Annotated in this window: 17 protein-coding genes and 1 pseudogene; 8 read left to right on the top strand and 10 right to left on the bottom strand. The window is 52.4% G+C overall.

The features are described 5' to 3' along the window. Positions 1-113: 113 nt before the first annotated feature. The 4 genes and pseudogenes from argA (at position 114) to gltS (ending at position 6,431) form a co-directional block, all read left to right on the top strand. Positions 114-1,424, top strand: a complete 1,311-nt coding sequence (gene argA, locus ACVBEF_RS02800) for an amino-acid N-acetyltransferase (RefSeq protein WP_447122420.1) — start codon at positions 114-116, stop codon at positions 1,422-1,424. Positions 1,425-1,503: 79 nt separating this feature from the next. After that, complete coding sequence (locus ACVBEF_RS02795) at positions 1,504-1,776, top strand: oxidative damage protection protein (protein WP_447122419.1); 273 nt, start codon at positions 1,504-1,506, stop codon at positions 1,774-1,776. 280 nt (positions 1,777-2,056) lie between these two features. Further along, on the top strand, positions 2,057-4,828 hold the full coding sequence (locus tag ACVBEF_RS02790) for a M16 family metallopeptidase (protein WP_447122418.1): 2,772 nt from the start codon (positions 2,057-2,059) through the stop codon (positions 4,826-4,828). Positions 4,829-5,223: 395 nt separating this feature from the next. Continuing rightward, positions 5,224-6,431: pseudogene (gene gltS, locus ACVBEF_RS02785) on the top strand (sodium/glutamate symporter). 73 nt (positions 6,432-6,504) lie between these two features. On the opposite strand, the gene rpiA reads toward gltS, so the two are convergent. Continuing rightward, a complete protein-coding gene (gene rpiA, locus ACVBEF_RS02780; protein ID WP_447122459.1) occupies positions 6,505-7,176 on the bottom strand; it encodes a ribose-5-phosphate isomerase RpiA in 672 nt (223 codons plus the stop codon). A gap of 178 nt (positions 7,177-7,354) precedes the next feature. Here rpiA and ACVBEF_RS02775 point away from each other — a divergent pair, with 178 nt between their 5' ends. Then, positions 7,355-8,119 carry a carbonic anhydrase gene (locus tag ACVBEF_RS02775; protein WP_447122417.1) on the top strand — a complete coding sequence of 255 codons (765 nt, stop codon included), beginning with the start codon at positions 7,355-7,357 and terminating at the stop codon, positions 8,117-8,119. Between the two features lie 450 nt (positions 8,120-8,569). Further along, complete coding sequence (locus tag ACVBEF_RS02770) at positions 8,570-9,739, top strand: IS4 family transposase (RefSeq protein ID WP_447122416.1); 1,170 nt, start codon at positions 8,570-8,572, stop codon at positions 9,737-9,739. On the opposite strand, the gene ACVBEF_RS02765 is transcribed toward ACVBEF_RS02770, so the two are convergent. The 8 genes from ACVBEF_RS02765 to ACVBEF_RS02730 form a co-directional block, all read right to left on the bottom strand. Further along, complete coding sequence (locus ACVBEF_RS02765) at positions 9,725-9,949, bottom strand: hypothetical protein (RefSeq protein WP_447122415.1); 225 nt, start codon at positions 9,947-9,949, stop codon at positions 9,725-9,727. The genes ACVBEF_RS02770 and ACVBEF_RS02765 overlap by 15 nt on opposite strands. Before the next feature lie 4 nt (positions 9,950-9,953). After that, on the bottom strand, positions 9,954-10,652 hold the full coding sequence (kdpE, locus tag ACVBEF_RS02760; protein ID WP_447122414.1) for a two-component system response regulator KdpE: 699 nt from the start codon (positions 10,650-10,652) through the stop codon (positions 9,954-9,956). Between the two features lie 10 nt (positions 10,653-10,662). After that, positions 10,663-13,494, bottom strand: a complete 2,832-nt coding sequence (locus ACVBEF_RS02755; RefSeq protein ID WP_447122413.1) for a DUF4118 domain-containing protein — start codon at positions 13,492-13,494, stop codon at positions 10,663-10,665. A 444-nt stretch (positions 13,495-13,938) separates the two neighbouring features. Further along, positions 13,939-14,535, bottom strand: coding sequence for a potassium-transporting ATPase subunit KdpC (kdpC, locus tag ACVBEF_RS02750; protein WP_447122412.1), 597 nt, complete (start codon positions 14,533-14,535; stop codon positions 13,939-13,941). A 10-nt stretch (positions 14,536-14,545) separates the two neighbouring features. Next, on the bottom strand, positions 14,546-16,633 hold the full coding sequence (gene kdpB / locus ACVBEF_RS02745; protein ID WP_447122411.1) for a potassium-transporting ATPase subunit KdpB: 2,088 nt from the start codon (positions 16,631-16,633) through the stop codon (positions 14,546-14,548). A 14-nt stretch (positions 16,634-16,647) separates the two neighbouring features. Beyond that, positions 16,648-18,480, bottom strand: a complete 1,833-nt coding sequence (kdpA, locus tag ACVBEF_RS02740; protein WP_447122410.1) for a potassium-transporting ATPase subunit KdpA — start codon at positions 18,478-18,480, stop codon at positions 16,648-16,650. Continuing rightward, positions 18,480-18,569 (bottom strand): K(+)-transporting ATPase subunit F, encoded by a 90-nt coding sequence (kdpF, locus tag ACVBEF_RS02735; protein ID WP_322236400.1) that lies wholly within the window; start codon positions 18,567-18,569, stop codon positions 18,480-18,482. Before kdpF ends, kdpA begins: the two co-directional genes overlap by 1 nt. Next, positions 18,566-18,670, bottom strand: a complete 105-nt coding sequence (locus ACVBEF_RS02730) for a potassium ABC transporter ATPase (RefSeq protein WP_447122409.1) — start codon at positions 18,668-18,670, stop codon at positions 18,566-18,568. The genes kdpF and ACVBEF_RS02730 overlap by 4 nt, the downstream gene beginning before the upstream one ends. Positions 18,671-19,048: 378 nt before the next feature. Between ACVBEF_RS02730 and ACVBEF_RS02725 the strand changes: the two genes are divergently transcribed. Both ACVBEF_RS02725 and ACVBEF_RS02720 read left to right on the top strand, forming a co-directional pair. Then, positions 19,049-19,960, top strand: a complete 912-nt coding sequence (locus ACVBEF_RS02725) for a hypothetical protein (protein ID WP_447122408.1) — start codon at positions 19,049-19,051, stop codon at positions 19,958-19,960. Between the two features lie 235 nt (positions 19,961-20,195). Next, positions 20,196-21,851 carry a hypothetical protein gene (locus ACVBEF_RS02720; protein ID WP_447122407.1) on the top strand — a complete coding sequence of 552 codons (1,656 nt, stop codon included), beginning with the start codon at positions 20,196-20,198 and terminating at the stop codon, positions 21,849-21,851. 101 nt (positions 21,852-21,952) lie between these two features. Here the strand turns inward: ACVBEF_RS02720 and ACVBEF_RS02715 are convergent, their stop codons facing one another. Continuing rightward, positions 21,953-22,096, bottom strand: a complete 144-nt coding sequence (locus ACVBEF_RS02715; protein ID WP_447122406.1) for a hypothetical protein — start codon at positions 22,094-22,096, stop codon at positions 21,953-21,955. Between the last annotated feature and the right edge of the window lie 87 nt (positions 22,097-22,183).

The raw sequence follows: 22,183 nt of genomic DNA, 5'->3' as shown, positions 1-22,183 counted from the left end.
AAAGACTGCGTTTCCACAGGCCAACGCGGAGATTGGACTATGTCAATGAATTAGCGCCGATTCGGCGTCCCGCAGTAGTGCTGTCTCCCAGCGTCATGTATATAATGCACAGCATGGAAAACACCACCGAATTCGTCCAATGGCTGCGCTCTGTTGCGCCCTATATTCATGCCTTTCGCGGCAAGACATTTGTGATCGCCTTTCCGGGCGAGCTCGTCATGGCTGGCGCTTTGCCGGTGCTGGCGCAGGATTTGTCGCTGCTGCACGCGTTGGGGATCAAAATCGTCATCGTGCACGGTTCGCGACCACAGGTTGAAGAACAGTTGGCCTTGCGCAACGTTGAGACCCGTTTTCACAACGGCTTGCGCATCACCGACGCCGCAGCCCTTGAGTGTGCCAAAGAAGCGGCTGGCGAATTGCGCCTCGATATCGAAGCTGCGTTTAGTCAGGGCTTGCCCAACACGCCGATGGCGCATGCGGCGATTCGGATCATTTCCGGCAACTTCGTCACCGCCCGCCCGCTCGGCGTCATCGACGGTGCCGATCTGCAATTAACCGGCGTGGTGCGTAAAATCGCCTACGAAACTATCCATCCGATTTTGAATGCCGGTAATCTGGTCTTGCTCTCTCCGCTCGGATTTTCACCGACTGGCGAAGCCTTCAATCTGTCGATGGAAGACGTTGCCGTAGCCGCCGCAATTGCATTGCGTGCGGAAAAACTGATCTTTATCAGCGAAACCCCGTTAATGAAAGACGCTGGCGACGCTGAAATCCGCGAGCTATCCTCGCATCAGGCGCAAGCGGTACTCCAAAGTAGTTGTTTGCCATTAGATTCGGCCTTCTATTTGCAGCACGCGATCAAGGCCTGCAACGCTGGCGTGGCACGTGCGCACATCGTGCCGTTTGCCACCGACGGTTCGGCCTTGCTTGAATTGTTTACGCATGACGGCATCGGCACCATGATTACCTACGAGAATCTGGAAAGCCTGCGCGAGGCGACGATTGAAGACGTCGGCGGTATCCTCAAACTGATCGAACCGCTGGAGGCCGACGGCACCTTAGTTAAGCGCGGACGCGAATTGATCGAACGTGAGATCCATTATTTCTCCGTGATCGACCATGATGGTGTGCTGTTCGGTTGCGCGGCGCTCTACCCGTTCCCTAACGAAAAAATGGGCGAAATGGCGTGTCTGACGGTCAACCCGGAAGTTCAGGCGCAAGGCGATGGCGAAAAAATTCTCAAACATATGGAAAGCCGGGCGCGCGCCGCTGGCCTGACCAAATTATTCGTCCTCACTACCCGTACTGCGCATTGGTTCTTACGCCGTGGCTTTGTCTACGCCAGCGTCGACGATCTCCCGAAGAATCGGCAACATATGTATAACTGGCAGCGTAAATCGCTGGTATTGATCAAGCAACTTTAACGTTTTATTTTTTCATCACTTACCGTGCCGCGCTCTTTGAAGCCGGCGCACATCTCTACAGTAGCTAAAAGGAAAAATCATGGCACGTACTATTCATTGCATCAAACTTGACAAAGAAGCTGAAGGACTGGATTTCCCACCGTATCCGGGAGAACTCGGCAAGCGGATTTATGAGACCGTCTCAAAAGAAGCCTGGGCCGCCTGGCTCAAGCATCAAACCATGCTGGTCAATGAAAATCGCCTGAATCTGGCGGACGTGCGTGCGCGCAAATATCTGGCAACGCAAATGGAAAATCATTTCTTCGGTAACGGCGCAGATGCTGCCGTCGGTTACGTGCCGCCAGCAGAATAAATCCCAGTCAACCCATCTTCATTGCCCCCCCCTCTTTTCAACTACCACTTGCGCATGATCGCTCTCTGACGATCCATGCAAGTGGTAGCATCCTGCGACGCTCTCCCTACTCAGAATATTACCGGCGACTCCGGGATACATTTTTATCCTTCATTCAGATGGTTAGTTATCACCATGTATCTGATCGGTATTGTCGGTGAACTAACGCGTATCAATACGTACTAATACACGGTTTTCTCCTATTATTCTGCTATCAGAACATTCATTGATCGGAACCTCTATGCAACTATTTCGCAAGAACCGTCATCCCGGGTTATTGGCGACTTTATTGTCAACATCACTGACGCTGATATTGACCAGCGTACTGATGTTTGCTCCCGACACGGCCAATGCCCAGGCTATTCCAGCCGGTGTCACCAAAGGCCCGTCGGCTGAAGGCATTACCGAATACCGCTTCAACAATGGCTTCAAAGTGCTATTGCTGCCGGACGCCACCAAGCCTACTGTGACCGTTAACATGACCTATCTGGTTGGCTCGCGTTTTGAGAATTACGGTGAAACCGGGATGGCTCATTTGCTCGAACATCTGATGTTCAAAGGCACGCCCACCCATCCGGCGATTCCTGAAAATTTCAGCCAGCGCGGAATGACATTCAACGGTACCACTTCGCTAGACCGCACCAATTATTATGAATTTTCGCAAGCCAGCGACGACAATCTGAAATGGGCTATCGAACTCGAAGCGGATCGGATGCTCAATTCATTCATCGCTAAAAAAGATCTCGATAGTGAAATGACGGTCGTGCGCAATGAGTTTGAAAGCGGCGAAAACTCACCCGCAGGCGTCCTCTTCAAACGCCTGCAAGGCGTCGCCTATGATTGGCATAGCTACGGCAAACCCACCATCGGCAACCGCAGCGATGTGGAGAACGTGAAGATAGAAAACCTGCAAGCCTTTTATAAAACCTATTACCAGCCCGACAATGCAGTCCTCCTGATCGCAGGAAAGTTCGACGTTGCGCAAACCTTGAAATGGGTCAATGATGCATTTGGAAAAATGCCAAAGCCAACCCGCAAGCTGCCTGAATTCTGGACGGTCGAGCCAACTCAGGACGGTGAGCGTAACTTCACCCTGCGCCGCAAGGGCGATATCCAAATCGTCGCCGTCGCCTACAAAATGCCGAGCGCACTCCACCCGGACAGTGATGCGCTGGCGTTAGCTGCTGACATACTGGCAGATACCCCCAACGGACGACTGTATAAAGCCCTCGTCGAAACCGGCAAGGCGACCGCGGTATTTCAACATCAAATGAGCGGCTATGCCCCCGGCTTGTTCATCATCGGTGCGGTTGTTAAAAAAGATGAAGCGATAGAGCCGGTACGCGCAGCCTTAGTCAAGGCGATTGAACAATTCTCGAGCATCCCCCCTACCACTGAAGAAATGGATAGGGTCAAACGCGACAACGCGCATAACTATGAAGAGCTGCTCAACGATCCACAACAAATCGGTATTGCAATGTCCGAGGCAATTGCGCTAGGCGACTGGCGCTTACTATTTTTAGGGCGCGATCAACTGGCCAAGGTAACCTCGGCACAGGTCGCCAGCGCTGCTGCAAAATATCTCAAACGCGATAACCGAACCGTTGGCATCTTCTTACCCGAGGACCACCCACAGCGCGCCGAAGTCCCTGCCGCACCGGCGTTGGCCGACGTTATGAAGGATTACAAGCCGCAACAAGGGGTGGCTGCGGGTGAAGTGTTTGATCCGTCTTACGCCAATATCGATGCCCGCACACAGCATCTGACGATAGGCGGCATGAAACTGGCATTACTCCCCAAAAAAACCCGAGGCGAAACCGTCTCGGTAAATATGATGTTCGGATGGGGTGATGAAAAGACAGTGTTCGGCAAAAAAATGGCGTCATATATGGCCGATGAAATGCTCAGTCGTGGCACGACAACGCTCAATCGCCAACAACTGGCCGATGCCTTTTCCGCACTCAAACTCAGCGGCAATCTGCATAACTTTCAGACTACGCGCAGCAATCTGCCGGACGCACTGAAACTCATCGCCAGCACATTTAAGCATCCACGTTTTGATCCCGTTGAATTTGAACTTCTGCGCAAAGAAACGTTAGTCCAGTTCGAAGCCACACGCAACGATCCCGGCACCCTTGCCACGCAAGCGATGGCGCAGCATTTCAACCTTTACCCACAAGGGCACTGGTTCTCAACGCAAGACATCGATCAACAAATAGCCAGTCTCAAGGCCGTCACGCTAGCTGAGACCATCGCTTTCCACAAGGCGTTTTATGGTGCATCGCAAGGCGAAATAGCCATTGTTGGTGATTTTGATCCGGTCGCTGCCACTACTGTGCTAAAGACAGAATTTGGCGACTGGAAAAGTAGCGTTCCCTATGAGCGCATCCTGCACAAAAATTTTGACGTCAGCACCATCAACGAAGTCATCAATACACCGGATAAAGAAAATGGCGTCTATATTGCCCGTCTGAATCTGGACATGCGCGATGACGCCCCCGACTATGCGGCCCTGACGGTTGCCAACTATCTCTTCGGTGGCGGCAGTCTGAAATCACGACTAGTTGATCGGATCCGTCAAAAAGATGGCCTGTCCTACAGTGTCGGTTCTGAACTCCATATCGGCGCGATCAGTCATGCTGCCAGCTTCAGTATTCACGCCATCGCCGCGCCACAAAATCTGGCGAAAGTCGATCTGGGCATTCGGGAGGAATTGGCACGCGTGCGTAAAGATGGCTTCACCATGGAAGAACTGACACGCGCCAAGTCAGCCATAGCACAAGAAGGTCTTCAGTCGCGGGCGCAAGACGACACCCTCAGCGCCGGCTGGGTATGGCTACTGGATTTAGATCGCACTTTGGCATGGAGTAAACAACAAGAAGACAACATCAATGCATTGACGCTCGATCAGGTCAACACCGCGTTTCGTAACCGGATCGATCCGGCAAAGCTAAGCGTTGTCATTGCACGCGATGAAACCAAAGTAAATAATTCGGTCGAGAATAAGCCTTAAGCACGAAGCTTTAAGCCGATAACCTAATTTTTACCAAAAATGCCGCTTTAGTGGCATTTTTTTCAAGTGTGAAAAGCAAAATCATGTAAAGGATTCTCTCTAAAATCCCTATTGCGATATTGTCTATTGTTGCATTAACGTAACACGGAAAGAGTGCTACGGTCGCCAAACCACTTCGTATATTCACGTATTCAAGCCTTGCTCATAAATCGGCTTATTTGATTGTTTTTTGTGCATGAAACAGCAACCACAAGCATCCATACGGCTAGAATCCGGACTCGCAATTTTAGAGAGTTGCTATGGCACAACATCCCTTTATAGCCGAGCGCTAAAAAGGGTGTATTCAATATGCAGAACGTATTTTGAAATAAATTTCCATTAAGAAAGAAAACCTGATGTTGATTTTAGATACCTTGGAAACATTAGTTGCAGCATCGTTAGTATTACTGCTGGGACGCAAAATTGTCTCCTCTTCCTCAGCACTAAAGGCCTACAGCATTCCCGAACCGGTCGTCGGTGGTTTATTGGTTGCCTTGATACTGCTGGCGCTACGCAGTTTTTCCAATGTGCAGATTCAATTCGACAACACCCTGCAAGGCCCCTTAATGCTGGCGTTCTTTGCCACCATCGGCTTAAACGCCAACCTTGCCAGTCTCAAAGCTGGTGGCCGCACGCTGGCCATATTTTTAGGCGTCGTCCTGGGCTTTTTACTGCTGCAAGATGCCATTGGTATTGTCATGGCCAAATTAATGGGGATTGATCCCTTGATAGGCTTGCTGGGATCATCCATTTCCCTCTCCGGCGGTCATGGCACAGGCGCGGCGTGGGGACGGGTATTTACAGAAAAGCATGGCTTAGCCGCCGCCACCGAAATCGCTATAGCGTGCGCGACGTTTGGTTTGATTTTAGGCGGCTTGATCGGTGGTCCTGTAGCCGGTTTTCTGGTGCGCAAAGTCAAGTTACCGGATGCCAATGCCAAGGACGGCGACAAAGCAGCCCCACTGACTTTCGAGCAACCCAAGGCTGTCCAGTTGATTACACCGCAATCGTTTATAAGGCGCTGGCATTGATCGCCGTGTGCCTGTCAGTGGGCACCATGATCTCCAACTTGCTTAGCGGCACGGCGTTTGAATTACCAACCTTTGTCACCGTCTTGTTTGTCGGCGTCGTGCTCAGCAACGGTCTGTCGTTAGTGTTCGGATACAAAATATTCGAACGCGCCATTCTGGTCATCGGCAATGTCAGCCTGTCCTTATTCCTGGCGATGGCGTTGATGAGTTTGCGACTGTGGGATCTGGCCTCATTAGCCCTGCCGGTGCTGGCGATTTTGGCGGTGCAAGCAATCGCAATGGCCGCGTATGCCATTTTCGTCACCTTCCGGGTGATGGGATCAAACTACGACGCAGCGGTATTAGCCGCCGGACATTGCGGCTTCGGCCTGGGTGCCACCCCGACCGCGATTGCCAATATGCAAGCGGTGACCGATCGCTTCGGTCCGTCGCCCTTAGCTTTTTTAGTCGTCCCCATGGTCAGCGCCTTCTTTATCGACATCGCCAATGCCATCGTGATTAAACTGTTTTTGGCACTGCCGATTTATAACTGATCGTCTTTTTTAAACGTAAAAAAAACCTGCCACTGATTCAGTCAGTCGCAGGTTTTTTTGTCACCTTGCAATCTTAAAACGTCAGTGTTTTAACCCCATCCGGCGTACCCAACAAACACACATTCGCGCCTTGCTTTGCAAACAAGCCAACCGACACCACGCCGGTAATTTGATTGATCTGCGCTTCCAGTGCAATCGGATCGACGATTTTTAATCCGTGCATATCGATGATCACGCAACCGTTATCCGTAATCAGCGGAATCCCATCCTTAAACCGCAGCCGCGGCTCGCCACCCAATCGCGCCAGCTTGCGCGCAACAACTGCCTGCGCCATCGGAATCACCTCCACTGGCAACGGAAATTTACCCAGTACATTGACCAGCTTTGAACCATCGGCGATACAAATAAATTTCTCCGCCACCGACGCCACAATCTTTTCCCGCGTGAGCGCAGCACCGCCGCCCTTGATCATCGCTCCCTGTGCATTGACCTCATCGGCACCATCGATATACACCGGCATCGACAAGACCTGATTCAAATCAAACACTTCAATGTCATGGCTGCGCAAACGCGCCGCTGTCGCCTCTGAAGACGCTACCGCGCCCTTGATCAAATGCTTGATTTTAGCGAGCTCATCGATGAAAAAATTAGCGGTTGAACCGGTGCCGACACCGACAATATCGCGCTCCACCACATACTTAATTGCTTCACGAGCAACAGCTTGCTTCATTTCATCCTGCGTCATAGCGGCCATGGTGTTTGTCTTAGTAAGGATTAAAAGCGCTATTTTAACCAATCAACCTGGAATTCTCTGATAAAGGAGAAGAATTCTGCCGGTAGTAGCCGAGGAAAGTCTTTTTTCTTTCCGACCGGGAATTTATCCCTTTGCCGATTGCCGAAAGGCCCTTTAAAGGAAAATCTCCATGCTCAACTGCTGCAACCAACAATCTCAACACCTCGAAAAAAGTACAAGCAAACGTGCCTTTCTAAAACATATTTCTCTGTCCGCATTAACGTTAGGCGTCGCCGGGATGGCGACACAGACGGCATTCGCAGCAGATAATCCGCCAAAAGAAAAAACACCGCCGAAAGCCCAAAACATCCTCAGTCCAGACGCCGCGCTCGAACGTCTGCTCAAAGGCAATCAGCGTTATATGTCAGGCAAATCACAACCGTTTGAATTTTCCAAAGATCGCGCGGCGTTGGTCGGCGGACAAAATCCTTACGCCAGCATTTTGAGCTGTGCCGATGCCAGAGTCGTACCGGAGCAATGTTTTGATGAGCAGCGCGGGGATCTTTTTGTCACCCGGGTGGCTGGCAATTACGTGACCTCCGATGTGTTGGCTAGTCTGGAATATGGGGCGGCTGTGTTAAAGGTACCTTTGATTATGGTGCTTGGGCATCAGCACTGTGGGGCGGTTGGGGCGACTATTGCTGCGGTTGAAAAACATCAGCAGTTTCCAGGGCATATTCAGACTTTGACTACGGCTATTGCGCCGGCGGTGCGAGCGGTGGCGCATATGAAGGGGAATCAATCGGATAATGCTATTAAACAGAATGTGATGTTGAATGTGGAGAAACTGAAGGTTGCAGCGCCGATTCTTAGTAAGCTGGTTGCTGAGAAGAAGGTGCGGATTGTGGGTGGGGTTTATAACCTGGCTACGGGTAAGGTAGAGATTGTTGGGTAGATGTGGTTTGTGCTCGGTGGGGGCTTTTTCGTTCGTTGGTAATTAAAACGGTTTGTGCTCCGTGGATGCTTGTCGGGGGCGGCCCGACAGCCGGTCACTTTCTTTTGCTTCGCCAAAAGAAAGTAACCAAAGAAAAGGCGACCGCAGGTACCGCCGCCGCTTCGCGGTTCCCACATTTTTCAGCCGCCAGCCGGGTCTGATGACCAACTCGCCTTCGGCTCAAACATGTCATCAGCCTGATCCGTCTGGCGGCTGAAAAATGTGGCGTCGTTACATGACGGGGTAGGTCAACTGCCACTTCAAAACAGTAGTGTCCGGTTAAATCCGCTTTGAATCATGCGAGAACCAATACTGGCATGGGCTAGCGGCTGATTTTATTTGGTGCCGATTTGAAACTTGATTTCTCATTTTTGTATCATTTTCCGAGGTCGTTACTTTGGAGGATGAGCTATGAATATCGGCAAGACGCTATTTGCACAGATCATGGAATTTATACCTTGGACGAGTTTTGCGCGCATCGTAGAACGTTATTCTGGCAACTCTGGTGTACGTCGCATGACTTGCGCAGAGCAATTTCGGGTGATGGCCTTTGCGCAACTGACTTGGCGCGAAAGTCTGCGCGACATAGAGGTGACGTTGGGTGCGAACGCTTCCAAACTTTATGCGATGGGGCTGCGTCATGCGGTGCATCGCTCTACATTGGCCGATGCCAACGAGTCGCGCGATTGGCGTATGTGGGCCGATCTGGCCGCCTTGCTTATTCGCCGTGCTCGCAAGCTCTATCGCGACTGCGATGTGGGATTGGATTTGACCAATACGGTTTATGCGCTGGACTCGACAACAATCGATTTGTGTTTGAGCTTGTTCAATTGGGCACCATTTCGCTCCGCCAAGGCTGCCGTCAAGATGCACACGCTGCTCGATTTGCGTGGCGCTATTCCTGCCTTCATCCATATCAGCGACGGCAAGATGGCCGACTCCCACGTACTCAGCTTCATACCTCTCGAAGCCGGTGCTTTCTATGTGATGGATCGTGGTTATATCGATTTCGCCAGAATGTACAGACTGCATCAAGCTGGCGCATTTTTTGTCACCAGGGCCAAATCGAATTTGGATGCCAGGCGCGTCTACTCTGCACGCACAGACAGAGCATCCGGTGTGATTTGCGATCAGACCATCGCTTTCAACGGGCATTACGCATCCAAGGATTATCCAGAGCATGTGCGTCGTATTCGTTTCAAGGATCCGGAGTCCGGCAAGACACTCATATTCCTGACTAACAACACGACTCTCCCACCGCTGACGATTGCAGCTCTTTACAAGAGTCGCTGGCAAGTCGAATTGTTCTTTAAATGGATTAAGCAGCATCTGCGTATCAAAAAATTTCTCGGTATCAGCGAGAACGCCGTGAAGACACAAATCTGGTGCGCCGTCTCCACTTACGTACTTATTGCCATCGTCAAGAAGGAGCTTCAACTCAATGCCTCTTTATATACATTGCTACAGATTCTTTCTGTCTCAGTTTTCGAAAAAACACAGCTCTCATGCGCCTTGCAGCGAGATTCATCGCAAATCGAAACACCGATTGACGCTAACCAATTGAATTTATTCGACTTTTAACCGGACAGTACTGACTTCAAAAGCAACTTCAACGGCAACTTCAAAAGCAACGTCAACTGTGGCTGCGCCTGCAAGGTCAAAAACAACGTCAAAGGTGGCTGCGCCTGCAAGGTCAAAAACAACTACAACGTCAAAAGCAACGGCAACTGTGGCTGCGCCTGCAAATTCAAAAACAACTACAACTACAAAACCAGAAAATCCGCTCGGCAACCTCTTACGCCGACAACATAATCCGATACCCCACCGCCGTTTCCGTCAACAAATATTGCGGCTGCGCGGGATCGTCCTCCAGCTTTTGGCGCAAGTGGCCCATGTAAATCCGCAGATAATGGCCGCTCTCAGAATGTGACGGTCCCCATACTTCGCGCAGCAATTGCGGATTCGTGACAACCCGTCCGGCGTTGGCTACCAACACTGTTAGCAAGCGATATTCTGTCGGCGTCAGATGAATCGGTTGCTGTGCTTTGGTCACTAACCGGGCTTGCTGATCGAGCGTCACGTCGCCAAAACGAATCAGGCCATCGGCGTCTGCCAATGGTTGATGCTGGCGGCGTAAGGTTGCTCGGACACGCGCTAACAATTCTCCTACGCCGAAGGGCTTGCTCAAATAATCGTCGGCTCCGGCATCGAGAGCCTTGATTTTGTCTGTTTCACTCACCCGTGCGGACAAGACGATGATCGGGACTTTGGACCATTTTCTGACATCGAGGATAAAGTCGATACCGTCGCCGTCTGGCAAGCCAAGATCGAGAATAATCAAATTCGGCTTGCGTGTGCCGGTATCGATTAATCCTCGGTGCATGCAGTCGGCTTCATGGATTTGCCAGCCTTCATCTTCTAGCGCGGCACGGACAAAGCGTCGGATTTGCGGCTCATCTTCGACCAGAATCGCGATCGGTTGTAGTTGACTCATGATGGGTACTTTATAAAGATGAACTGACGTCGTCTTCTGGCTCAGGCATGCTTGGCGGCACACCTAACGGAATCGTGAAAGTGAATTCAGCGCCGCCATTTTCGCCGCCACTTTGACTCCCATTGACACAGCATTTGGCACCAATAGTACCGCCGTGGGCTTCGACTATCGCCCGGCAAATTGCCAATCCCAGGCCGACGCCGGGCTTGGCTGATTCGCGCTCGCCACGGGTAAATTTATCGAAGATGGTCTCCTCCATCCCCCGCGGCAAACCCGGGCCATGATCGGAGACCGTGACCGACAAAAACTGTCCGGTCACTACCGCAGATAACCGAATCACAGACGCTAATGGCGATCCAGACGGCGGTGCATATTTGGCCGCATTCTCCAGCAAATTACACAACACGCGCTCAATCAACAGCGCGTCGAAACGCACTAGCGGCAAGCTATGCGCAACATGCGTTTCTACGCTATGCCCGGCCAATGCGGAGCCACTTGCGCGCAAAGCACTGCCGACGACTTCTTCGAACGGCTGCCATTGTAAATTCAGTTTCACTTCGCCACTTTGTATGCGCGCCATGTCGAGCAAATTGATCACCAACGCGCTCATGCGCAAGGTTTCCTCATGCAGCGCGACCGCCAGCGCTTGCTGTGCGTTTAGCAACGGCGGCTTAGACAATACCAACGACTCCGACAAGCCGATCAAGGCTGTCAAAGGGGTGCGCAAATCATGCGACAGCGCTGACAATAATGCATTGCGCAAACGCTCCGACTCCATCGTGATCAACGCATCTTGCGCGACCTCGACGTAATGCACACGCTCAAGCGCAATGGCGGCTAACGCCCCAAAAGTGTAGAGCTGCTGTTGCTGCTCAGGAATCAATATCCAGCGGCGACTATGCGGCAAAATTGCCAGCACACCACGCGTACGCATGGGCGCGATCAACGGCAAATACAGATAATTACTGGCCGGTAAAGTATCGGTCCCTATTCCCGCGTTCTTCGCATTATCAAACGCCCATTGCGCAATCCCAAGGTCCAGCGTTTGATGATCTTTATCCACGCCATTCCCGGCGCCCGCCACCTGCAATCGCCCCGCCATATCCGGCACCAACAGCAGCGTCTGCGCATTAAATGTGCGTTGCAAAAATTTACGGCTAGTCTCAAAAATTTGCTCGGTCTGCAAGGCTCCGGAGAGTTCGCGTGAAAATTCAAACAAAGCCCGTGAACGCGCCTCGCGGTAAGAGGCAACCCGTGCCTGATAACGCAAGCCGGTCGTCAGATGCGTAATGATCAAGCCGACTGCCAACATCACCGCAAACGTCAGCAAATACTGAAAATCGCTAATCGCAAATGAGAACCGCGGCGGCACAAAAAAGAAATCGAATGCAGCAATACTCAACAGCGCAATCGTGATCGCCGGTCCACGCCCGAAGCGCACAGCAATCAACACCTCAGCGAGCAAATACAACATCACAATATTGGCCAGATCGAAGTACGGCAATATCGGCGTCGCCAACAACGTCACCAAAACAGTGACCGCAACCGCCCACACATAACCCCATATCCGTGAACTACCGAATAGCTGTTTCGGCGTTGGCAAATAACGTCCGCTTGAAGACGCAGCGCCAGACTTATCCACTGCCCGAATCGACGGCTGGCCGATCTCGATAAGATCGATATCCTTAGCTTGCGCCGCAAGTTTGGCCGCAAAATTATTTTGCCACGGCCACAACGCCTGCCAACGCCATTGCCACTTCCATTTGCCATAGTGCTGACTGCGCCCGACAATTATTTTTGAAATATTGTTGCTGCGTGCATAGTCCGCAATCACTGTGGCGACATCGGCCCCGGACAGCACGGCCGTGGTCGCGCCCAGATTCTGAGCCAGTTTCAGCGTCTCCAAAATCGCCTCGCGCCGCGCCGATGACAAGCGTTGCAAACGCGGCGTCTCGACATACACCGCCCGCCATTCTGCATTCAATTGCGTCGCCAGCCGGGCCGTGCTGCGGATGACGTGTTCGGCATTAATGGTCGGGCCGACGCAGGCCAGCAATGCGGCGTCAGTTTGCCAGACTGTGCCGATCGATTTTTCGATCCGGTATGCCTGGACATCGCCTTGCAGCCGGTCTGCGGTACGACGCAAGGCCAACTCACGCAAGGCAATCAGGTTGCCTTTGCGGAAAAAATTCTGTGATGCACGTTCGGCTTGCGGTAGCTGGTAGACCTTGCCTAGCCGCAAGCGGGCGAGTAATTCATCGGCGGGGACATCGACCTGAACCACTTCGTCGGCAGCGTCGAAAACAGTGTCGGGCAAGGTTTCAGCGACGCGGATACCGGTGATGCCGCCGACGACGTCGTTGAGGCTCTCCAGATGCTGGACGTTGAGGGTGGTAAATACATCGATACCGGCGCTTAATAACTCCTCTACATCCTGCCAGCGCTTGGGGTGACGCGAGCCGGGGGCGTTGGAGTGGGCTAGTTCGTCGACGAGTATCAACGACGGTTTGCGTTCGAGTGCTGCGTCGAGATCGAACTCGGGGAGTTTTTTATCGCGATAGATGAGTTGTTTTAGTGGCAGGACTGTTAGCCCTGTGAGTAATGCTGCGGTGTCGACTCTGCCGTGGCTTTCGATGACGCCAGCCAACACTTCTCTCCCTTCGGTTTGGAGTTTGTGGGCGGCCAACAGCATTGCGTAGGTTTTGCCTACGCCTGCTGAGGCGCCGAAATAAATCCTTAGCTTTCCACGGCTTGCCAGATTTTGCTCGGTTTGCATACGGGCTAGTAGCGCGTCTGGGTCGGGGCGGTGGTCGTTGTTGTTGTTTGGGTAGTTTGAGGACATTTTTTTGATGTCTGTGGGGTGGGCGGTTGGGTGGTTAATTGTAGGGGGTAAATTTGGATTCGGTCGTTGTTATTTGATGCGGTTTGTGCTCCGTTGTTGCTGGTCGGGGGCGGCCCGACAGCCGGTCACTTTCTTTTGCTTCGCCAAAAGAAAGTAACCAAAGAAAAGGCGACCGCAGGTACCGCCGCCGCTTCGCGGTTCCCAAATTTTCCTACCGCCAGCCGGGTCTGATGACCAACTCGCTGCGCTCAAACATGTCATCAGCCTGATCCGTCTGGCGGCAGGAAAATTTGGGGACCCGGAGGGCAGCGGCATTTGCGGTCGCCTTCTTTTTGGTTACTTTTTCTTGGCGAAGCAAGAAAAAGTGACCGGCTGCCGGGCCGCCCCCGGCTAGCCTCCACGGAGTAGAAAACGTATTCAATACCGACGACCGCAGCCCCCAATCTAACCCTTCTTATCCAACGCCAAATTAAGCTCCAACACATTCACCCGAGGCTCCCCAAACACCCCCAAAACCCTTGTCAACTGCCGACTCTCAATCATCCCCCGCACAACCTCCACACTAAGCTGTCGTTCCCGCGCCACCCGCCCAGCCTGATAATAAGCCGCCGCCAGACTAATCTCCGGATCCAACCCACTACCAGAAGCAGTCACCAAATCCACAGGAATCGGCTCCACATTCCCAGGATCAGCAGCTTTCAAAGCAGCAATCCGCCCCTTAACCGCATCCATCAAAGCCGGATTACTCGGCCCAAAATTAGAACCACCAGACGCGGTCCCGTTATAAGGCATAGGACTGGTAGCCGATATTCGTCCCCAAAAATATTGCGGTGCCGAAAACTCCTGCCCAATCAACCGCGAACCAACCGCCTTACCGTTGAGAACGATCAAACTCCCCCCCGCCTGATCAGCAAAAGCGATCTTGCCAATCCCGGTAACAAGCACCGGATACAGAATCCCACACACCAACGTCAACCCGGCAAACAACACCAGAGCCGGACGCAGCATGGGAGTAGAGGTCACACCAGATGCCATCTTCATGTTCAATCTCCTAAACCAAATGAAATGCTGCTAACAACATATCGATCAACTTGATCCCGATGAAGGGCGCGATAATCCCGCCCAACCCATAGACCAACAAATTCTGACGCAGCAATGCAGCCGCACCAATCGCACGATATTTCACGCCTTTGAGCGCCAGCGGAATTAACCCGATGATGATGAGCGCGTTAAAAATCACCGCCGACATAATCGCCGACGACGGACTCGCTAAATGCATGATATTGAGCGCGGCGAGTTGCGGATAAGTGGTCACAAAAGCGGCCGGGATGATCGCAAAATACTTGGCGATATCGTTGGCAATCGAGAACGTGGACAACGCGCCGCGTGTCATCAACATCTGTTTACCGATCTCGACGATCTCTAACAACTTGGTCGGATTGGAATCCAGATCGACCATGTTGCCGGCCTCCTTAGCGGCTTGCGTACCGCTGTTCATCGCTACGGCAACGTCTGCTTGCGCGAGAGCCGGGGCGTCGTTAGTACCGTCGCCGGTCATCGCCACCATGCGGCCTTCGGATTGATAGGAGCGGATCAGTTTGAGTTTGTCTTCCGGCGTGGCTTCTGCCAGAAAATCGTCCACACCCGCTTCGGCGGCAATGGCGGCGGCGGTCAGGCGATTGTCGCCGGTGATCATCACGGTTTTGATGCCCATGCGGCGCAACTCGGCGAAGCGTTCTTTGATGCCGCCTTTGACGATATCTTTGAGTTCGACCACGCCCATGACAATGCCGTTATCGACCACCACTAACGGCGTGCTGCCGCGTCGGGCAACATCATCCACGCTGCGCGAGACTTGCTCAGGGAAGGGATGGCCGAGCAAGGCGACATAGCGCTTCAATGCTTCGGAAGACCCTTTGCGGATCATACGTTCGCCGATGTCGACGCCGCTCATTCTGGTTTGCGCGGTGAAAGGAATAAACACGGCGTGCAGCGCTTGCATTTCACGTTCACGGATATTGAAGCGCTGCTTAGCCAAGACCACGATGCTACGGCCTTCCGGCGTTTCGTCGGCCAGCGAGGCTAGCTGAGCGACATCGGCTAATTGCTGCTCAGTGATACCCGGCGCAGGAATAAAGGTGGCGGCCTGCCGATTGCCGAGCGTGATGGTGCCGGTTTTATCGAGCAGCAAGACGTCCACGTCACCGGCGGCTTCCACCGCACGACCTGAGGTGGCGATCACGTTGGCTTGCATCATGCGGCTCATCCCGGCTACGCCAATGGCGGAGAGCAAGCCGCCGATGGTCGTTGGAATCAGGCAGACCAGCAATGCAATCAAGACCGTAATCGTAATGGGCACGCCGACTTTGGCCGCCGTGACGCTAAACAATGAGAACGGCAAAAGCGTGACCGTGACCAGCAAAAATACGATAGTCAGCGCAACTAACAAAATCGTCAGAGCAATTTCGTTCGGTGTTTTTTGACGCTTGGCATTCTCGACCATGGCGATCATGCGGTCCAGAAATGCCTCGCCGGGATTGACCGAGACACGTACAACCAACCAGTCGGACAAGACCCGCGTGCCGCCTGTGACGGCTGAAAAATCGCCGCCGGATTCACGAATCACCGGCGCGGATTCGCCGGTGATGGCGCTTTCGTCGACCGAGGCCACACCTTCGATGACTTCACCATCGACGGGGACCACGTCCCCGGCGACGATCAGGACGACATCGCCCTTGCGCAATTCGCTCGCCGAGATCGGGGTAAATTCACTGAGCAGTCCGTCGTGCTTAGTTGGATGATCGAGCTTTTTGGCCGTCACCGTTTGCTTGAGCGCACGCAATGATTCGGCCTGCGCTTTGCTGCGGCCTTCTGCCAGCGCCTCGGCAAAGTTAGCGAACAGAACGGTGAACCAGAGCCAGACCGAAATGGCGAGAATGAAAGCAGGACTGGCTTCACCTTTGCCAAACCAGGCTTGAAAAAACAGCAGCGTGGTCAAAATACTGCCGACATAGACGACGAACATGACGGGGTTGCGCAACTGCGTGCGCGGTGTCAGTTTCTGGAACGAAGCGATGATCGCCGGACCCAGCAGCGCTGAATCAAACAACGTCAATTTTTTACGCGTGTTGGAAGACATGATGATCCTTATTATTAGTTAGCCAGTACCGGAGCCAGCACCGGTGCGCCAATCATTTGCAGATGTTCAACGACCGGTCCTAACGCCAATGCTGGTACATAGTTCAGCACGCCAACGAGCAAGACGATGGAGATCAACAGCACGACAAACAAAGGACCGTGGGTCGGCATGGTGCCGGCGTTCGGCTCCAGCTTTTTCTTGGCGGCGAGCGAACCGGCAATGGCCAGAATGGCGACGATGATCACGTAACGCCCAAACCACATCGTGATGGCCAGTGCAATGTTGTAGAACGGCGTATTGGCTGACAGACCGCCGAAGGCGCTGCCGTTATTGTTGGCCGCGGAACTAAAGGCATACAGAATCTCGGTGAAGCCATGCGCACCGGGGTTGAAAATACCAGCCACGCCTGCGCTGACCATCACCGCAATGGCGGTGCCGCCCAACACCAGCAAAGGCACGATCAGAATCGCAATCGCGGTCATCTTCATCTCGAACGCCTGGATTTTTTTGCCCAGATATTCCGGCGTGCGGCCTATCATTAATCCGGCAATAAACACCGCCATGATGGCAAACACCAACATCCCGTAAAGACCCGAGCCGACTCCGCCAAACACCACTTCGCCCATCTGCATCAACGCCAGCGGCACCATGCCGCCGAGTGCGGTAAAGGAATCGTGCATGGCATTGACTGCACCGCATGAAGCCGCGGTGGTGATGGCCGCAAACAAGGCGGAGGCGCTAATGCCGAAACGGGTTTCCTTGCCTTCCATATTGCCGCCGGACTGCAACAGGCTTTGGGCCTGATCGACTCCCAATGCACTGAGGCCGGGATGGGATTGCTGTTCGGCAATCATTACGACGACGGCCGCGATAATGAAGATCAGCGTCATCGCCGCCAATATCGCCCAGCCTTGCCGAATGTCACCGACCATGCGTCCGAACACAAAACAGAGCGCAGCCGGAATCAAGAAAATCGATAGCATCTGCATGAAGTTGGCCAGCGGCGTTGGATTTTCATACGGGTGCGCTGAATTGGCATTGAAGAAGCCGCCGCCGTTAGTGCCGATCATCTTGATCGCCTCTTGCGACGCGACCGGGCCCATCGGTAATGTTTGGGTCGGCGTGGTCAGCGTTTCCATCACGGGATTGCCGCTGGCGTCTTTGATCGGCTGAGCGTCTGCGCCGACTTTAGGCTGTTGATACGTCAGCGATTGCACTAGCGACACATCTTTATACGCGTCAAAATTTTGAATCGCGCCCTGCCCCATTAAGAACACTGAAAATATCAGCGCCAACGGCAACAATAAATAGAGCGTGGAGCGCGTCATATCGCGCCAGAAGTTCCCCACCGATTGCGACGAATGACGAGAAAAACCGCGTATCAACGCAAACGCCACCGCAATCGCCGTCGCGGCTGAAAAGAAGTTCTGGACCGCCAGCGCCAGCATCTGGGTCAGATAGCTCATCGTGGACTCGCCGCTATACCCTTGCCAGTCGGTATTGCTGATAAAACTGACCGCAGTATTAAAGGACGAGTCGGGCGAGACGTTGGCAAAATGCTGCGGGTTGAGCGGCAGCCAGACTTGTACGCGCTGAAGTAAATAGGTGACGAAGGCACCGAGGAGATTAAAAATCAGCAGTGCCAACGCATAACTTTTCCAGCCCATTTCGTCTTTGGATGTGATCCCGGCGACGCGATACAAGCCATGCTCGCCACGCGACAACCAGCCCAGACCGGGCAATGCATCATCCCCGGCGATATGCACGATCCATTTGGCGAGCGGATAACTCAGCGCCAGCAGGACGATCAAAAATGTCGCTAGCAGCAGGAACGATTGCGTAGTCATCAGAAATCCTCCGCGTTCAGCAACGCCAATATCAAATACACCAGCAGCGCGACGGTGACGACCGCGCCGAGCACATAAAACGGGTTCATTTGCGCTCCTCAAGCTTTTTACAACCCACGGCCAAGGCCCATGTCAGTATAAAAAATACCAACATCGCGACCACATAGAGTGCGTCCATTAGTGCGTCCATCATTGCTCTCATTAAAGTTATTTCAACTGTTACAGGCTACGGGGAAGGCTCTAAAAATGGTGTAAAGACTCGGTGGCGGGGTGTAAACAAAGTGTAAAAATGGGGAGAAATATGCGTGATTGTCCTTCTCGATATGCATTCTGGTTTGTTGAGATGCACGTCAAGACGCTCTACTGTTTTGCAGTTGCGAGAATTTCATCAGGAAGAGAGCGTCAGAAATATTTTAAATAGGCTCACAAATGAGAAGTCTACGTACACAAAATAGCGGCCGATGCAAAGGCTCTGATGCATACGGAGGAGTACATATACCGACAGAACGCAAACACATCGCGCGCCGCAAAACGATACAAAAAGGGACGAATAATCAAAAGGAGTGTCATGACGCAATCGGACTATGAGCGCTTATTGGTACAGATGTGTGAACACTCAGGCGTACAGGATGTGGCGCGCCTGCACCAGACAGGGTTGTTGCGCGTCGGTGGACACGACTTGCTTTTGCAGGTTGACGCCATGGCGGCACCCGGCATTCTTCAGGGACGTCTGGACATGGGGATGGCAGATCAGGATCAGCGGGAATGGATCTGGTATCGGCTGCTGGTGAGTAATTTTGAATGGGGGGGCTATGGCATTCTGGGCTTTAGCCTCACGCCGGACGACAATCACGTCATTCTCACCGCCCAATATCCGTTTGATGCTCACACCACTGGCGCCGCCCTTGCAGGCTGGTTGCGCAGTCTGGTCGCCTGTGCCGACGCTTATTGGGCGGCATTACCATCCCAACGGCCGGTCGCCGACATCCAGTCGTTGACACCGCTGCAACGCGTCACACTTCCTGCGCGACCTGACGCTATCGACTGGAAAATATTAGTTGCGACATTTTGCGACCACATCGGCTTGGCTGAGAGGGAGTACTTGCTCAACGACGCAGACACATTGTCGGTGGATGGTGTCGACATGCTGTTGCGGCATGGCAAAACTGCACCGGATCGTTTCGAGGTGCGTATCGATCTCGGCATGGAGACAACATTGCCGCGCGAAAAACTATGGCAAGGCTTGTTGTGGAATAACTTTGTGATGAGCGCGGGCGGGCGCGTGTTATTGAGCGTCCATCCTGTGCGAGATACGGTGCTGCTGACGTTACAACAGGATCTTCCTGTGGAGGCGATGGCAGAGGATTTTTCCGGGTTGTTGCATGCGCTTGCCGGGAGTGCAAAGACTTTTTGGATAGAAGCCCATAGCGGGCTATCGCGCGGCGAAGCGGTGCTGCAGAAAAACAAACATATCTTTTAAATTAGGACTTACGCAAAATTGTCCCAAAGGCAGACTGACGAAGACATTACGATAAGTAAGTCTGCATAATCGTTTATAGGTCGTTACACCCGCCTGGCCGTGCAGTGGCATTGTCTGCGTCGAGGTACCTGGTCTAAACAATTATGCAGCCTTACTTAGTAAGGCCAGGCGGGCGTAACCCCACTGGGGCGATTTTGCGTAAGTCCGATACATTTCAGGTAAAGAAAGGCATTTTATGGCGATCTCTTCCGCTCACTCTCACAGCACAACAAACGCGTGTTTAAGTACATGGCCCAGCGATATCGAACCAACTTCTGGCAGTATTCGACGTAGCCAGTCTGATCCTTCCACACTGCGCGCTCAAAACGACTTTGAAGATAATGGGAGCGGCGTCGGTGCCCATGACAATCCCGGACCGTCAGACCATATCCAGATTGAAGTCTCCCAGGTATCCGTACGTGTCCTGCAAAGTAGTCACATTCCGAGTGCATTTGTACCGATTATTAATAGAGCATCGGCGACACCATCATTTGCGCAACGACATCCCTTTCTGGCGACATTAATTAGCAACCTCGCTACGGTCATTGCATTTCCAATACTCCTTCCAGTCAATACCGTTGTTACGCCACTTTTAATGGGCGCAGCCTTCATCTCCAAGACATGCGGTTCAGGCGAACTAGCCGAAGACATTGGCACTAGTACGATTGCGAAAGCATTGTGGGGAGATCGTCTTGCGGACACGGTCGCAACAGGTAAGCAATCAGCCTTATCAATGGGCTTCATGGCATTTGTACCGATCTTGGGGGCAAAAAATCCAACGACGAATGCCGTATGTGATTTTGGCCAAGGGATTCTAAAATTCCTTAACAATGGCGCGGCTATCGAAAATCTTGACATTCAAATCGATATTAATCATTCCGCCAGGTTAGACCAGAACATTCAAGACTGGGTGAACGCATTACCGGAATCGGCACGCACCGGGATCGATATGGAAGCATGGACCAAATGGACCGAAGATCCTGTTCATACACCATGGACAGAATCGTTAAGTGCCTTACTGGGAAAATTGTATGAAGGTGCTCCGGAGGGTGCTATCAGCTATAGAGCCTACGCTGCGCTCGTTGCTCGCATGAAAGGGGTCTTGAAAGTCATCCAAAACGATCCTGCACCATTTGTCCCGTATATCTCGACGTTGGGTGTGAGTGCGATGGGAACATGTCTGGATCGTCCGGTGATGACATTTATGGATTTGGAACTTCGCACTCAGGCACGCCAGATCCTCACAGATATCAAGGAGGGAAAAGCATCATTACAGGATATGCTCGATATTGCCGTGAAACGCCTGGTCTTTGACGAAACGCGTCAAAAGCTCGCTAACGCTATGCACTCAATACAAAGAAAGGTCGACCACATTACGGAAATGCTGAAGGCATGGGAAGAAATTGACACAGTACAACTCCTTGATATTCCTGCTCTTCCGTATCGTTTGAATCCGACTAATATGCCATATGGTCAAATGATGAGCATCATTAGACAGGTGGTCCGTGACGTCAATGCACTCCAGAAAAATCCAGATGTCGTCTTTGAGTTCTTAGCGCGTGGTGCTGATTCACCAGTTCCGTTTAAAGAAGCCAGGGAATTATCGTTACAGTCGAACGACATCCAGACAAAGCTGGAAGAATTGATGAGACAGGAAAAGGCTTTGGAGGAACCACCTCAAGGAGATCAATCCCTGGCTCAATATGCTACTACTGCGCCATATCAACAATATCTGAGTGATCTTAGGGAAATAATGAACAAGCGCTACCGGCTTGAAAATGCAGATATCGGGTTCGATCAGGCTCAAAACCGATGGCTGGTTAACACGAATTTGATACTCGATGGTTCTTAAAATATGGGTAGTAAGAATGCATAAAGCCGACGGTGAAGTCGGCTTTATGCATTCTTAGGGCTTACGCATAATTGCTACGGCAATACAGACCGATGCTTACGTTACGCGCTCCGAATAAGGCTTGCCTCTTTACGAGCGGCAAGCATTTCATCGAGGATGACAAATTCTTCACGGTTGCGTCGCTCATACTTGGCTCTCACAGCCGGATTCTCAAGCGCTTTAGCTTTGAGTTGTGCGTGCGTCATGGTTGGGGTTGTGCAGTCAGATGCCATTTTTAAAATTTTATATAGAAAACTTGTTAAGCCTCTGTTAGCTTTTGCGGGCTATCATAT

The organism is Glaciimonas sp. GG7 (assembly GCF_052976905.1).
The sequence above is the reverse complement of the archived record's forward strand: the minus strand, read 5'-3'. Positions and strand labels throughout refer to the sequence as shown.

Bases quoted from the DNA above. Each gene is read 5' to 3' on its own strand.
- kdpC (WP_447122412.1), bottom strand. From the start codon at position 14,535: ATGAAGATGGCATCTGGTGTGACCTCTACTCCCATGCTGCGTCCGGCT.
- kdpB (WP_447122411.1), bottom strand. From the start codon at position 16,633: ATGTCTTCCAACACGCGTAAAAAATTGACGTTGTTTGATTCAGCGCTG.
- ACVBEF_RS02795 (WP_447122419.1), top strand. From the start codon at position 1,504: ATGGCACGTACTATTCATTGCATCAAACTTGACAAAGAAGCTGAAGGA.
- kdpE (WP_447122414.1), bottom strand. From the start codon at position 10,652: ATGAGTCAACTACAACCGATCGCGATTCTGGTCGAAGATGAGCCGCAA.
- ACVBEF_RS02775 (WP_447122417.1), top strand. From the start codon at position 7,355: ATGCTCAACTGCTGCAACCAACAATCTCAACACCTCGAAAAAAGTACA.
- ACVBEF_RS02790 (WP_447122418.1), top strand. From the start codon at position 2,057: ATGCAACTATTTCGCAAGAACCGTCATCCCGGGTTATTGGCGACTTTA.
- ACVBEF_RS02770 (WP_447122416.1), top strand. From the start codon at position 8,570: ATGAATATCGGCAAGACGCTATTTGCACAGATCATGGAATTTATACCT.
- ACVBEF_RS02715 (WP_447122406.1), bottom strand. From the start codon at position 22,096: ATGACGCACGCACAACTCAAAGCTAAAGCGCTTGAGAATCCGGCTGTG.
- ACVBEF_RS02730 (WP_447122409.1), bottom strand. From the start codon at position 18,670: ATGGACGCACTAATGGACGCACTCTATGTGGTCGCGATGTTGGTATTT.
- kdpA (WP_447122410.1), bottom strand. From the start codon at position 18,480: ATGACTACGCAATCGTTCCTGCTGCTAGCGACATTTTTGATCGTCCTG.
- kdpF (WP_322236400.1), bottom strand. From the start codon at position 18,569: ATGAACCCGTTTTATGTGCTCGGCGCGGTCGTCACCGTCGCGCTGCTG.
- ACVBEF_RS02755 (WP_447122413.1), bottom strand. From the start codon at position 13,494: ATGTCCTCAAACTACCCAAACAACAACAACGACCACCGCCCCGACCCA.
- ACVBEF_RS02725 (WP_447122408.1), top strand. From the start codon at position 19,049: ATGACGCAATCGGACTATGAGCGCTTATTGGTACAGATGTGTGAACAC.
- argA (WP_447122420.1), top strand. From the start codon at position 114: ATGGAAAACACCACCGAATTCGTCCAATGGCTGCGCTCTGTTGCGCCC.
- rpiA (WP_447122459.1), bottom strand. From the start codon at position 7,176: ATGACGCAGGATGAAATGAAGCAAGCTGTTGCTCGTGAAGCAATTAAG.
- ACVBEF_RS02720 (WP_447122407.1), top strand. From the start codon at position 20,196: ATGGCGATCTCTTCCGCTCACTCTCACAGCACAACAAACGCGTGTTTA.